General features: G+C 68.7%; 10 protein-coding genes. 3 read left to right on the top strand and 7 right to left on the bottom strand.

Annotated features, from left to right (window positions below; genetic code table 11):
- Positions 1–238: 238 nt before the first annotated feature.
- The gene (locus ACGF3J_RS10615) at positions 239–2677 is read left to right on the top strand and encodes a protein kinase (RefSeq protein WP_393853920.1); all 2439 of its coding nucleotides are present in this window, start codon (positions 239–241) and stop codon (positions 2675–2677) included.
- Positions 2568–2852, top strand: a complete 285-nt coding sequence (locus ACGF3J_RS10610; protein ID WP_393853919.1) for a hypothetical protein — start codon at positions 2568–2570, stop codon at positions 2850–2852. The genes ACGF3J_RS10615 and ACGF3J_RS10610 overlap by 110 nt, the downstream gene beginning before the upstream one ends.
- A gap of 346 nt (positions 2853–3198) precedes the next feature.
- On the opposite strand, the gene ACGF3J_RS10605 is transcribed toward ACGF3J_RS10610, so the two are convergent.
- The 6 genes from ACGF3J_RS10605 to ACGF3J_RS10580 all read right to left on the bottom strand — a co-directional run bounded on the left by ACGF3J_RS10605 (position 3199) and on the right by ACGF3J_RS10580 (position 9775).
- The gene (locus ACGF3J_RS10605; RefSeq protein WP_393854035.1) at positions 3199–4734 is read right to left on the bottom strand and encodes a caspase family protein; all 1536 of its coding nucleotides are present in this window, start codon (positions 4732–4734) and stop codon (positions 3199–3201) included.
- On the bottom strand, positions 4718–5746 hold the full coding sequence (locus tag ACGF3J_RS10600) for a protein kinase (RefSeq protein ID WP_393853918.1): 1029 nt from the start codon (positions 5744–5746) through the stop codon (positions 4718–4720). The genes ACGF3J_RS10605 and ACGF3J_RS10600 overlap by 17 nt, the downstream gene beginning before the upstream one ends.
- Before the next feature lie 14 nt (positions 5747–5760).
- The gene (locus ACGF3J_RS10595; protein WP_393853917.1) at positions 5761–7113 is read right to left on the bottom strand and encodes a hypothetical protein; all 1353 of its coding nucleotides are present in this window, start codon (positions 7111–7113) and stop codon (positions 5761–5763) included.
- A gap of 23 nt (positions 7114–7136) precedes the next feature.
- Positions 7137–7478, bottom strand: coding sequence for a hypothetical protein (locus ACGF3J_RS10590; RefSeq protein ID WP_393853916.1), 342 nt, complete (start codon positions 7476–7478; stop codon positions 7137–7139).
- Between the two features lie 494 nt (positions 7479–7972).
- Positions 7973–9502 (bottom strand): UDP-N-acetylglucosamine 1-carboxyvinyltransferase, encoded by a 1530-nt coding sequence (locus ACGF3J_RS10585; RefSeq protein WP_161329365.1) that lies wholly within the window; start codon positions 9500–9502, stop codon positions 7973–7975.
- A 75-nt stretch (positions 9503–9577) separates the two neighbouring features.
- Complete coding sequence (locus ACGF3J_RS10580) at positions 9578–9775, bottom strand: DUF4236 domain-containing protein (RefSeq protein ID WP_079030465.1); 198 nt, start codon at positions 9773–9775, stop codon at positions 9578–9580.
- A gap of 315 nt (positions 9776–10090) precedes the next feature.
- On the opposite strand from ACGF3J_RS10580, the gene acnA reads away from it, so the two are divergent.
- The gene (gene acnA / locus ACGF3J_RS10575; protein WP_393853915.1) at positions 10091–12805 is read left to right on the top strand and encodes an aconitate hydratase AcnA; all 2715 of its coding nucleotides are present in this window, start codon (positions 10091–10093) and stop codon (positions 12803–12805) included.
- Between the two features lie 69 nt (positions 12806–12874).
- On the opposite strand, the gene ACGF3J_RS10570 is transcribed toward acnA, so the two are convergent.
- Positions 12875–13810, bottom strand: a complete 936-nt coding sequence (locus ACGF3J_RS10570; protein ID WP_393853914.1) for an FG-GAP repeat domain-containing protein — start codon at positions 13808–13810, stop codon at positions 12875–12877.
- Positions 13811–13910 lie beyond the last annotated feature (100 nt).

The raw sequence follows: 13910 nt of genomic DNA, 5'->3' as shown, positions 1-13910 counted from the left end.
TGGGTGCCTCTCTGATGTCCGCATGTGTTCTACGACCATCACGAGCTGCGGTTACGCGACAAACGAATGAACCGGAACCCAATATTCCGCCCACCGGAGGCCTTGCGGTGTTCGCGAACGCATCGAGAGCACTTGCGCGACCGGGACGGCCGGCACTTTGCCTGTGGAACCGGCGCTGTTGACGTGGCGTCACGGTCGGGGAGAGCGTTGCCGCGGAGAGACGTTCACAGGGGGTGACGTGGAGGATTTGCGGGCCGGTGATCCGCGGGAGGTCGGTTCGTACCGGCTGCTGAAGCGGCTCGGCGGCGGTGGCATGGGGCAGGTGTATCTCGGGCACTCGCGCGGCGGGCGGCTGGTGGCGGTGAAGGTGGTCCGGGCGGAGTACGCGGCAGATCCGGAGTTCTGCCGGCGGTTCGCGCGCGAGGTGGAGGCCGCCCGGCGGGTCGGGGGGTTCTACACGGCACAGGTGGTGGACGCGGACACGGGTGCCGATCCGCCCTGGCTGGCCTCGGCGTATGTCCCCGGGCCGTCCCTGGAGGCGGCGGTGCGTCGGCACGGGCCGCTGCCGGAGCGTGCGCTCGGGCTCTTGGTGCCCGGCCTCGCCGAGGGGATCGCGGCGGTGCACGAGCGGGAGATGGTGCACCGCGACCTCAAGCCGGGCAACGTGCTGCTCGCGGCGGACGGCCCCCGGCTGATCGACTTCGGCATCGCGCAGGCGGCGCGGGAGACGCGGCTGACCGGAGTGGGACTGGCGATCGGAACGCCCGGATTCATGGCACCGGAGTACGTGGTGGGCGGCGAGGCGGGGCCGGCGGCGGACGTCTTCGCCCTGGGCGCGGTCCTCGCGTACGCGGCCACGGGCCGCGCACCGTTCGGCACGGGTGCGCCGCACGTGGTCAACTACCGGGCGGTGCACGAGGAGCCGGACCTCACCGGGGTACCGGCCCGCCTGGCCGGGCTTGCCGCCGAGTGCCTGGCCAAGGACCCGGCCGCGCGGCCGACGCCGGCCCACATCCTCGACAGGATGCCCGCGGCGAACGGCATGGCGCAGTCGTGGCTGCCGCCCGAGGTGGCGACGATGGTCGACGAGCGGAACCATGACGCGCGAGACGTCGGAGGGAGGGGGCCGGGGCCGACCACGACCGTCGCGCAGGGCGGACGCGAGCCGGTGCCCACAGCGCGGGAGTGGGCACTGGAACGTCGGGAGCGGCAGCGGCAACGGGCAGCGCGCAGGCACCCCCGGTTGCTGACCGGCGCGGAGCTGGTGGCCGCCAGGATCACCGAAGCCGGGGCCCGGGCGCGGGCACTGGCCCAAGTGGCTGCCGGAAGACTTCCCGGCGACACCCATCAAGGGGCGGTCCTGGTCGTGGAGGCGTGGCGCGCTGCCGAGGGCGCGCCGGACGTGGTGGCGCGGGCGTGGGCGCTCGCCGAGGTGGCCGCGGCACTGGCACCGGTGGATGCACAACGCTCGAAGGCGGCCGCGCAGCGGGCGCTGGACCTGGCAATGGGGGTGAAGGGCTTTCGCACGAAGCCGACGCGCGCGGCGGCGCTGAGCGCGGCGGCGGCAGCGCTGGCCCCGGCTGAACCCGCCCAAGCGGAGGCCGTCGCCAGAGGAATCGGTGCCGCCCCGGCACGGATCGAAGCGCTGGCGAACGTCGCCGAGCGGGTGGCGATGACGGACCCGCACCGTGCCGAACGGATCGCCCGGGAACTGCCCGCGGAGACTCACCAGTGGCGGTCCGCGGGCATCCTCGACCAGGTCGTGAAGGGAATGGCGGCCCAGGATCCCCGGCGCGCCGAGCGAGTCGCCCGCGACCTCCCCACACCGATCCAGCGGAAGGGCGCGCTGCTGGAACTGGTGACCACGCTGGCACCGTTGGATCCACAGACGGCCGAGCGCGTCGCCCGGAGCCTCTCCGACGAGAACGACCGGACTTCGGCACTGTCCCGGATCTTCCAGCGCGTACTGGAGACGGACCTGGACGCCGCCGAACGACTCGCCCGCACCATGGTCGACGAGGAGGAACGGGCGGACGCTCTGCACGCCGTGGCCGCCGAACTGCGGGACACGGACCCGGAGCGGGCCCTGGCCGTGGCGAGTCGCATCCCGGAGGACTGGCGGACCCTGGCCCTCGCGGACATCGCTCAGAGCCTGGCCCCCGAACACCCCGCGTGGGCGGAGCAGCTGTACCGGGAAGCCGAACTGCTCGCGGCCGAAGTACAGGGCGAGGAGCAGGGCCTCACCGCCAGGCTGTGGGTCGCCGCCGCCCGGGGCTCGGCGGACCCTGAACGCAGGCGGCAGGGGCTCCTGGAATTCCCGCAGGCCGACTACGCGTTGGGGCTGGTCCTGCTGTCCTCCGGGCTGGTGCGCGCACGGCCCGCGCAGGCGCTGGAGCTGCTGGAGGAGTGCGAACGGATGGCCCGCGACCTCACCGCGGACGACCGGATGCCGGTGCTGACGAGCCTCGTCGTGGTCGGCGTGGAACTCGATCCGGACTGGGCGGCCCGGGTGGCCCTGAAAGCCTCCCCCCCTGGAGGCGCAGTTCCGCCAGTACGCTCTGCAGGAGATGGCCAGTACGCTGGTCGACATCGCGCCCGAGACCGCCGCGACCATCGCGGCGGAGGCGGTCCACGCCATCCGCAAGAAGTACGGCGACAGCACCGAGATCGTCCGTGACGCGTTGGTCACCCTGGCCGAGGCAGACACCGAGAGCGCGGTACAGCTCGCCACGGCGGGCCGCAGCGCCCGGGACGCGGACAGACTGCTGGCGAGGCTCGTCGAAGGCTTGCTGGCGGAGGCCGCCGAACAGGCCGGGCGCGCGGGGAGACCAGGCATGGGTCCAACAACGTGACTGAAGGCCAAGCCTCACCCGAGACCAACCTGGGCTCGGTGCACCACTTCTTCCCGGGCGGCAATCGAGCCCGCGGGTCGACCGACCTTGGCCATGTTGTGCCCCTTGCTTCCAAGGGGCACAACACCCCGCCCCTCAGATGTCCCGGAAGAGACCGGTCGACCCTGCGACCTGCTCGCCGACACGTGCAATCCGTCGATCTACGCACGAGGCGGACTTTGGGTTGCGGTCGCGGAGGGGGTCGTTGACTTCGACGACGGGCAGGGTGCATGGATCCGAGGTCATGGCAGACAGTCTGGCCCCCGTCTTCGGAGGACGAGCCCGTGACTGCGTGACGGGCGCCGGTTCACCGCCCCGCGGGTGTGCCGTCGGTCAGCGCGGCGGCCTGTGTGTAGTACTGGGTGCTGCCGGTCAGGTCGCCCAGGGTGCGCAGGATGGTGGCTTGGGCGGGACGGTTGTCGACGGCCTTGGCGCCGGCGAGGGCCTGGAGGAAGTGCCGCTCGGCTGTGGGTCGGTCGTCGCGTCGTCGTGCGATGTTGCCGAGCCCTATGTGAGCGTTCGCCCGGCCGATGTCGCTGGAGAGTCTCTCGGCCAGCGCCAGGGCGCGACGGTAATGGCCGACGGCGGTGTCCAGATCGGTCTGGGACACCGCTGCCCGGGCGAGTCCGTTGAGCGCGTTGAGCAGGCCGAGGTCGTTGCCGATCTCCTCGGCGATCATCAGTGCTGCCCGGTGGTGGCGGATCGCGATTTCGGTGGCGTCGCCTGCCAGCGCGGCGCTTCCGAGGCCGTTCAGGGCGTTCATTTCCGCGAGCCGGTTGCCGATGACGACGGCCATCGCGCGTGCGTGGTCCAGGTGCGCCGAGCTACCGGGGAGGTCGCCGGTCGCCTGCGCCACCCTGGCGAGGGCGATCAGCACGTTGATCTGCGCGGGGCGGTTCTGCTCGGCCTCGAAGAGGACGAGTGCCTTCCGGTAGTTCAGTGCCGCCGCCTCGTGGTCGGCCTCGCCGAACAACCGGTCCGCCAGGGCGACCAGGTCGTGTGGTCGAGGCCGCGCGGACGGGGCCGAGGCGGCATGTACGGTGGCGCCGGATGGCGGCGGTGCGTACGCGCGGTTGCGCGTGAGGACGGTTCGAGCGCCTGTGCCGCGGGAGCCGAAGCGGGGCGTGGGAGCGGGCGCGCGCCGTCTCATCCGGTGGGTCAGCTCGGTGTAGAGGGTACTCATGTCGAGGAGTTCGGGTCCGCCGGCGATGCCGTCCCGCAGCACCGCTATCAGCTCGCCGGTGAAAGCCGTATAGGTCGCTCCGACCGGGGCGAGTGCCTTTCTCGTCGCGGCGGACGCGGTTAGCACGCAGGCGCCGGGGAGTCTGGTCTCGCGGGCGACGACATCGGGGAGTTGTCCGGGCGATACGATCCCTTCGCCGCTCATCTCGCCGTCGAGAGCCTGGCCGCTGAAGCAGCAGTCGAGTATCACGACGGTCTGAAGTGCGTCTTTGCCGCACTCCAGGATGCGGGTGCGTAGGCTCTCGTAAGGGAGGCATTCGTCGGGCCAGCGCGTTCCGCACAGCGCGAGGTAGAGGTCGCGCTGCCGTCTTCCCTCCAGCAGCCCGTGTCCCGCGTAGTAGATCAGGAGCGTGTCGGTCGTTTGGGACGCCGCGTGTTCGACCGGGCGGAGGATCTCATGGGGATGCGAGGGCTGTTCCACCCGCACACAGTGGTCGGGTCGTAGGCCTGCGACTCCGCCAACGGTCAGCAGCCTGTGCAGTTCCGCAATGTTGCGCTCGACTGCCGGTAGATCCGCCAGGCCCAGGTCGTCGCAGCCGGACCAGGCGCCGATGAGGACGGCTCGGGATCCTGGGCCGAGTGGGTCAGTCGAAGGGGTCATCACCGGTCGCTTCCGTCTGCGCGCACCATGGACAGGCCGGCAGGTGGACGTCGTGGGCGTGGTGCGGCCGTAGGGGACAGGGACGGAGGTTCTCCAGCGCGTGGTCGAGGCAGGTGAGCCATTCGTCGGCGCGGGGGCGTGCCGCCGGATCCCTCAGTCCGGGGCCGAAGGCGGCCCTGAACATTTCCAGGAGGCGTGGTGCGAGGACGGTCTCTGGATCCGGCATCCACTTCGGCACGATCATCCGATCGCCGCGGACGACATATGACCGGCCGCCGATGATGTTCTGGTCGATGCTCACTTCCGTGCTCCCGTTATCGACCGGTACTCCAGCGAAGGGATGGTTTCCGGCGGTCAGGAGCAGGTAGAGGAGGATCGCCAGGGCGAAGGCGTCGGTTGCCTTCGTCGCCTGCTGTCCCCGGAAGCGTTCCGGCGCGCTGTAGTCGGGGGTGTACAGGGTGCTCGGGAAGAACTCGCCGGTGGCGGGATCGGTGAATGAGACCGAGTCGCAGTCGAGCAGCGTGACGAAGCCCTTGAGATCGACCACGACGTTGCGGTCCGAGAGATCCCCCACGACGATTCCCCCCCGGTGCATGACCGCTAGGACGGAGGCCAGATTCCGGCCGGCCCGGACGAGGGCCCCGGAGGCGACGCTGTGCTTGAAGTAGCGCAGACGTGCTCGTCGGTAGATCAGGGCCGCGAGCGGAAAGTGGTCGGGGTGACCGAAGTAGCGCATCGCGTACCCGATCATCGCGCCGTTCGGCGTGTAGACCAGTGCCGAAGGCCAGGCCAGCTCCGGTGATCGGTTCGCGATGCCTCCCTGGCGCGAGGGCGGTGTCATCGCCACGATGCGGGCCAGGCGCCGCGCGTCCCTTCCCTCTATCCGTTCGCGGTAGATCTTCACGACCAGGTCGGGGCGGTCGCGGACATGGAAGATCTCGGCCTGGCCTCCGCTGTGAGCCGGCCCGAGGAGGGCGACCTCATCGCCGTCGAGCACAACGGCACCGGTCATCTACGAGCCACCTCTTACCAGGTCTCGTCGGCTTCGTCGCTGGACCAGGAACGCCTTTGTGACTTGAATTGAGAGAAGATTTTCTCGATCACCTCGTCATTGATGTACGAGTCTGTCTCGTTCCGCACGCTGACGGAAATCATGGAAAGGACCTCGTGGATGGGAAATCCGTCGAGTTTGGCGTTGTAATGGGGTGACAGCGTGCGCAGCATGTCCATTGCGTCGTCCGCGAGTTCGCCGGCCCCAATGGCGAAGAGGCGGAACTTCCTTTCCTCGGTTCCCCGGGCGAGCACGGGAGCGAGGCGCATCCAGTCCCGGGTGACCTCGCCTTCCCGGTCGGTGGGAACACTGTGGGTCACCAGCAAAATCTGCGGGCGGTGATAGATCAGACCGGAGTTGCGCAGCCGGCTCTTGAAGGACTCCAGGATGTGCAGACTCGTCTCCACCGCGTCGGTCATTGGTGCGGGTCCGAACGCACCGAGCTGTGGCGGCTCGAAACGAAAGGCGGGAACGAAGGCATTGGCATCCGCTGTCGGCGGAAGAAGGTAGGGTCCCTGCCACACGCTGACACCGCGTCCGCCGAACGTCACGATCGCCACGTCGACCGCGTCACTGATCCCGGGGTCCTCCGTCAGAGCCACAGCCCAATTCCGCAAAGCGTCATTGAGCTGCTGGATCGGCTGTCCGGCCATGGTTCCCGAGGTGTCCAGACAGAGCAGCAGGGGCAGACGCTGCGCGGTCTGGCTCGGCACCTCGGCAAATTCGACGGGGAGTTCCGGAAGGTCACGAAGCGCGGGAATCGACATGGACCGCTGCGCGTGGGATGGCGGTATGTGTACGTATACCTCTTCATTCCAGCCCGGCAAACGCACGGCCTCGAACTGCCAGGGCCGCAGCCCGCCCAACTCGGCCAGTACCGCCCGCCGGTGAACGTCAGCGGAGATCACCTGTACGAGGGTGGTCTCACCGGCGTGGAAAATCTGCCAGATGTCCCGAGTGGTGCGCAGCCGGGACCAGACGTCGGCGGAGCCCATGTACATCAGAACCAGTGCCCTGAGCTCTGACTCGGGGCTGTGGCCCTCGTGGAGGTGATCCATCAGCTGCAGGTCGAGTTCCGTGACCATTCTGTGGACTACGCCCGCCAGATCCGCCTCCTCCGCAAAGACACCCGTGACCCCTCCGCTCTCCTTGTCGAGCGACCAGTCGGGCGGCCCGAGGCCGGCCTCGGATACCGCGGTGGCGAGCAGACCGGCGAGGCGGCGTACGCTCACTGCGCGGTGATGGTGGTCGCGTACCTCGAAGCCGTGGATGTAGACGGCGCAGTGCAAACGGCCGGTCTGCGAACCGGCCGAAGAATCCCAGGACACTCTCCCGCCCCCCTCGCAGACGGCTAGGTCGCGCTGTCGTCGGCGAGCAGGGCGTCGACGACGCGGTCGATCTCCTCCGGATCGGCACCGCTGACGACGATCGGCGTTCCGTTTCGCTCGATGGTCACCGTCGGCGTCTCGGCCCTGCTGACGTGTGAGTCCCGCCAGGCCGCGATCGCCACGACCAGGCTGCCCAGGCTGGTCACATCGGTGACGAGAGCCTGCACGATCTCGCCGGCGCCCATCGAGTCGGCGGCGGCAGGGGCCGGCGCGAACCGTATGTCCCGGGCGACGGAGTCCCGAGTCAGCCATCGCAACAGGGGTTCCCGACCGGTGTCCTCGTCCGTATGGATCAACAGCTTCATGTGCTCCGCTCCTCCTCACCCAGTGTGCCGGATCACACACGCTGACGGGATCCCAACGGTAGTGGTCGATGCTTCCGTTGGCTCCGTTTTCCGCAAGTGCCGCAAACGTCATGTGGAGATGACGCTGTCACCGACGGCGCTGCCACGGTCGGCGAGTGGCGGCCGTACAACGACGCTTTCACGCCTGCGGATGTTCCCATCCGCAGGCGTGTGGGCCCTGCTGACCGAGCGGGAGGAGAATAACGCGGTAGGCGTGGCACGACCGACACCGGACGTTGCGAGGCCATTTCGGCAACAACCCTCCGTGAAGGCTGACGGATGCTCAGGCATCTCTGACGTATCGTCAACCATTCAAGATCATCTTGCATGTGCGTTGCACAGGGTGCTGCGAAGCAACAGTGATCAGTGGAGGGTCGGGAAGGTGATTTTCCGCAGGTCAGCTGGCGTGTTGAGGTGTCGTGCCCGTGCCTCCAAGGGGCACAACACCCCGCCCCTCAGATGTCCCGGAAGATATCGATCTGCGCCCCCACCGAATTCAGCCGCTCCGCCAGATCCTCGTACCCCCGGTTGATCACGTACACGTTGCGCAGCACCGACGTGCCCTCCGCCGCCATCATCGCCAGCAGGACGACCACCGCGGGGCGCAGGGCCGGCGGGCACATCATCTCGGCGGCGCGCCAGCGGGTGGGGCCCTCGACCAGGACGCGGTGGGGGTCCAGGAGCTGGAGGCGGCCGCCGAGGCGGTTCAGGTCCGTGAGGTAGATCGCGCGGTTGTCGTAGACCCAGTCGTGGATGAGGGTCTGGCCCTGGGCGGAGGCCGCGATGGCCGCGAAGAACGGGACGTTGTCGATGTTCAGGCCCGGGAAGGGCATGGGGTGGATCTTGTCGATCGGCGCCTCCAGCTTGGAGGGCCGGACGGTGAGGTCCACCAGGCGCGTGCGGCCGTTGTCGGCGAAGTACTCCGGTGTGCGGTCGTGGTCGAGGCCCATTTCCTCCAGGACCGCCAGCTCGATCTCCAGGAACTCGATCGGGACGCGGCGGACCGTCAGCTCCGACTCCGTCACCACGGCCGCGGCCAGCAGGCTCATCGCCTCGACCGGGTCCTCGGAGGGCGAGTAGTCCACGTCGGCGTCGATCACCGGCATGCCGTGCACCGTGAGGGTGGTGGTGCCGATGCCCTCGACGCGGACACCCAGGGCCTCCAGGAAGAAGCAGAGGTCCTGGACCATGTAGTTGGACGACGCGTTGCGGATGACCGTGACGCCGTCGTGGCGGGCGGCCGCGAGCAGCGCGTTCTCCGTCACCGTGTCGCCCCGCTCGGTCAGCACGATCGGGCGGTCCGGGCGCACCTGACGGTCCACCACCGCGTGGTAGTGGCCCTCGGTCGCCGCGACCTCCAGGCCGAACCGGCGCAGCGCGATCATGTGCGGCTCGATGGTCCGGGTGCCGAGGTCGCAGCCGCCGGCGTAGGGCAGCCGGAAGCGGTCCATGCGGTGCAGCAGCGGGCCGAGGAACATGATGATCGAGCGGGTGCGCACCGCCGCCTCGGCGTCGATGGCCTCCATGTCCAGTTCGGCCGGCGGCACGATCTCCAGGTCGGTGCCGTCGTTGACCCAGCGGGTGCGCACGCCGATGGAGTTGAGCACCTCGAGGAGGCGGTAGACCTCCTCGATGCGGGCGACCCGGCGCAGCACCGTGCGGCCCTTGTTGAGCAGCGAGGCGCACAGCAGGGCCACGCACGCGTTCTTGCTGGTCTTGACGTCGATGGCGCCCGAGAGGCGACGGCCGCCGACCACGCGCAGGTGCATCGGACCCGCGTAGCCCAGGGAGACGATCTCGCTGTCCAGCGCTTCGCCGATGCGGGCGATCATCTCAAGGCTGATGTTCTGGTTGCCGCGCTCGATGCGGTTGACGGCGCTCTGACTGGTGTTGAGCGCCTCCGCAAGCTGTGACTGCGTCCAGCCGCGGTGCTGCCGGGCGTCACGGATGAGCTTGCCGATGCGTACGAGGTAGTCGTCTGCCATGAGGTTGAGGCTATCTCAGATATGAGATGGTGCCTCTCGGGGGGTCCGTTCGGGTGGCGCGACGTCAAGCGCGGCTCAGCGACGCTTGCTCGTGGTGGTGCGCCGCCATCCGAAAGGTCCGGGCAAATCCATCGATGTCGTACGACGTCCGGTGCTGCTGCGGGTATGGCGCGGGCCGTTCTTGCCACCGGTGGTGATGGACCACGAACGCTTGTTGATGTTCAGGCGCACTCCGGGAAGGATTCGGAAACTCTTGCGGAATGTGAGGGGCATCGTGCCTCCGTCCGAGTAGTGCCGGGGCTGTCCGGCAGGCATCGGATACCCCCGTTCGGCGTAGCCATGGCCGTACGGGTCACCCGGAAGGGTGGACGGTGGGGCGCACGCCACACGGCGCCCGGGCATGACCAGGCCGCCCCCATGTACTAGAGTTATCTCGACATCGAGATATCTGCTGAGGCGCACCGCAGCCGCAGCCGCCGTCGGGTCCAGCGGTAAGGCTTACCTAACTTAGCCATACCTTAGCGGAAAGGCCAGGGCGGCGTCGCGGCAGGATGCGGTGGTACGCGCACATGAATGAAGGAGACTGTCGTGTCGGCGAACAGCTTCGACGCCCGCAGCACGCTGCAGGTGGGCGACGAGTCGTACGAGATCTTCCGGCTGGACAAGGTCGAGGGCTCCGCGCGCCTTCCCTACAGCCTGAAGGTGCTGCTGGAGAACCTGCTCCGCACCGAGGACGGCGCGAACATCACCGCCGACCACATCCGTGCCCTCGGCGGCTGGGACTCGCAGGCGCAGCCGTCGCAGGAGATCCAGTTCACGCCGGCCCGCGTGATCATGCAGGACTTCACCGGCGTGCCCTGTGTCGTGGACCTCGCCACCATGCGCGAGGCCGTCAAGGAGCTGGGCGGTGACGCGGCGAAGATCAACCCGCTGGCCCCGGCCGAGCTGGTCATCGACCACTCCGTGATCGCCGACAAGTTCGGCACCAACGACGCCTTCAAGCAGAACGTCGACCTGGAGTACGGCCGCAACAAGGAGCGCTACCAGTTCCTGCGCTGGGGCCAGACCGCCTTCGACGAGTTCAAGGTCGTCCCGCCCGGCACCGGCATCGTCCACCAGGTGAACATCGAGCACCTGGCCCGCGTCGTCATGATCCGCGACGGCAAGGCCTACCCCGACACCCTGGTCGGCACCGACTCGCACACCACCATGGTCAACGGCCTCGGCGTCCTCGGCTGGGGCGTCGGCGGCATCGAGGCCGAGGCCGCGATGCTCGGCCAGCCGGTCTCCATGCTGATCCCGCGCGTCGTCGGCTTCAAGCTCACCGGTGAGCTGCAGCCGGGCACCACCGCCACGGACCTCGTGCTGACCATCACCGAGATGCTCCGCAAGCACGGCGTCGTCGGCAAGTTCGTCGAGTTCTACGGCGAGGGTGTGGCGGCCACGAGCCTCGCCAACCGCGCCACCATCGGCAACATGTCGCCGGAGTTCGGCTCCACCGCCGCGATCTTCCCGATCGACGACGAGACGCTGAACTACCTGCGCCTGACCGGCCGCTCCGACCAGCAGGTCGCCCTCGTCGAGGCGTACGCCAAGCAGCAGGGCCTCTGGCTGGACCCGAAGGCCGAGCCGGACTTCTCCGAGAAGCTGGAGCTGGACCTCGCCACGGTCGTCCCCTCCATCGCCGGCCCGAAGCGCCCGCAGGACCGCATCGTCCTCGCGAACGCCGCCGAGCAGTTCAAGCAGGACGTCCGCAACTACGTGGACAGCGTGGACGAGGCGGGCCAGGAGTCGTTCCCGGCCTCCGACGCCCCGGCCGTCGCCAACGGCGTCCCGTCCAACCCGGTCCCGGTCACCGCCCCGGACGGCACGACCTACGAGCTGGACCACGGTGCCGTGACGGTCGCCGCCATCACCTCCTGCACCAACACCTCCAACCCGTACGTCATGGTCGCCGCCGCCCTGGTGGCCAAGAAGGCGGTCGAGAAGGGCCTGACCCGCAAGCCGTGGGTCAAGACCACCCTCGCCCCGGGCTCCAAGGTCGTCACCGACTACTTCGAGAAGTCGGGCCTCACCCCGTACCTCGACAAGGTCGGCTTCAACCTCGTCGGCTACGGCTGCACCACCTGCATCGGCAACTCCGGCCCGCTGCCGGACGAGGTCTCCAAGGCCGTCAACGACCACGACCTCGCCGTCACCTCGGTGCTCTCCGGCAACCGCAACTTCGAGGGCCGGATCAACCCCGACGTCAAGATGAACTACCTGGCGTCCCCGCCGCTGGTCGTCGCCTACGCCCTCGCCGGCTCCATGAAGGTCGACATCACCAAGGACGCCCTGGGCGCCGACCAGGACGGCAACCCGGTCTTCCTCAAGGACATCTGGCCCTCCGAGGCCGAGGTCAACGACGTCGTCGCCAACGCCATCGGCGAGGACATGTTCTCCAAGTCCTACAGCGACGTCTTCGCGGGCGACGCCCAGTGGCAGGCGCTGCCGATCCCGACCGGCGACACCTTCGAGTGGGACACCGAGTCCACCTACGTCCGCAAGCCCCCGTACTTCGAGGGCATGGGCATGGAGCCGGCCCCGGTCGAGGACATCTCCGGCGCCCGCGTGCTGGCCAAGCTGGGCGACTCGGTCACCACCGACCACATCTCCCCGGCCGGTGCGATCAAGGCCGACACCCCGGCCGGCAAGTACCTGACGGAGCACGGCGTCGAGCGCCGCGACTTCAACAGCTACGGCTCCCGCCGCGGCAACCACGAGATCATGATCCGCGGCACCTTCGCCAACATCCGCCTGCGCAACCAGATCGCGCCGGGCACCGAGGGCGGCTACACCCGCGACTTCACCCAGGCCGACGGGCCGGTTTCGTTCATCTACGACGCCTCCCGCAACTACATCGAGCAGAACATCCCGCTCGTCGTCCTGGCCGGCAAGGAGTACGGCTCCGGCTCCTCCCGCGACTGGGCCGCCAAGGGCACCGCGCTCCTCGGCGTCAAGGCCGTCATCGCCGAGTCCTACGAGCGCATCCACCGCTCGAACCTCATCGGCATGGGCGTCCTGCCGCTCCAGTTCCCGGAGGGCCAGTCCGCGTCCTCCCTCGGCCTCACCGGCGAGGAGTCCTTCTCCGTCTCCGGCGTCACCGAGCTGAACGACGGCACCACCCCGCGCACGGTGAAGGTCACCACCGACACCGGCGTCGAGTTCGACGCGGTCGTCCGCATCGACACCCCGGGTGAGGCGGACTACTACCGCAACGGCGGCATCCTGCAGTACGTGCTGCGCAGCCTGATCCGCAAGTAGGCGGCGGCGCACAAAGCCCGAGGGCCGCACCCCCGTCACCGGGAGTGCGGCCCTCGGCCTTTGCCTGCCTCAGAACATCATCTTGTAGATGTTCCAGCCACCGCTGCCGATCTTCACGGGGCTCTTGAACGGCGCGGAGCCGTTGCCGGTGCCCTTGTACAGGTACAGGGCCCCGCTCTTGTTGCGGGCCACGAGGTCCGTGATGCCGTCGATGTCGATGTCACCGACGGAGACGATGTTGTTGTACGCGTTCCAGCCGCCACCGACACGGGTGCGGGAGGAGAAGGGCGCCTTGTAGTTGCCGGTGCCCTTGTACAGCCACAGGACGCCCGACTTGTCCTTGGCGACGATGTCGGCCTTGCCGTCGCCGGAGAGGTCGCCCTTGCCGGTGATGTGGGTGTACGCGTTCCACCCGCCGCCGACCTTGTAGCGCTGGGTCAGCTTGCCGTTGCCGTAGCCGAGGTACAGGTACAGGTTGCCGGAGCCGTCGCGGGCGAGCAGGTCGTCGGCGCCGGCACCGCCCAGGTTGTCGGCGGAGAAGAGCTGGTCGTAGATCTTCCAGCCGTTGCCGACGAAGATGTGCTCCGAGTCGATGCCCCAGTCTCCGTAGTAGAGCTGGCCGCCGGCCGTGACCTGCCAGAGACCGTCCGACTCGCCGTCGGAGTTGTGGTCCACCTGGGTGGCGGCGCGAGCGGTGTCCCAGCCGGAACCGGAGAAGAAGCGGGAGTCCAGTCCACCCTCCCAGTTGGGCAGGTAACCCCACAGGTCACCGTTCCCGTCCGAACCGAACAGCGGGTTGATCTGCGCGTCGCCCGGCAGGGCGGTCGAGCCGAACTTCGAGTTGTCCGACGGCTTCACGTCGGCCTGCGGCCGGGTCGCGGTGGGTACCGGCTCGTCGGCGGCGACGGCACTGCTCGCACCCGTCGCCACCAGGGCGGCGGTGAGCGCCGCAGCCGTGGCACGCGCCAGGGCGCGACGCGTGTTCAGGCCAGAGCTTTTGGCCACGTGGGTCCTCCGTTTGGTCATGCGGAAGGGACAGCGGACGGTCGGTCCGCAAGATCCCTGGATACTCCGTGATCCTTACACATGACGTTCACACGTCAAT

Source organism: Streptomyces sp. NPDC048171 (assembly GCF_043202655.1).
Classification (GTDB): Bacteria; Actinomycetota; Actinomycetes; order Streptomycetales; family Streptomycetaceae; genus Streptomyces.
The sequence above is the reverse complement of the archived record's forward strand: the minus strand, read 5'-3'. Positions and strand labels throughout refer to the sequence as shown.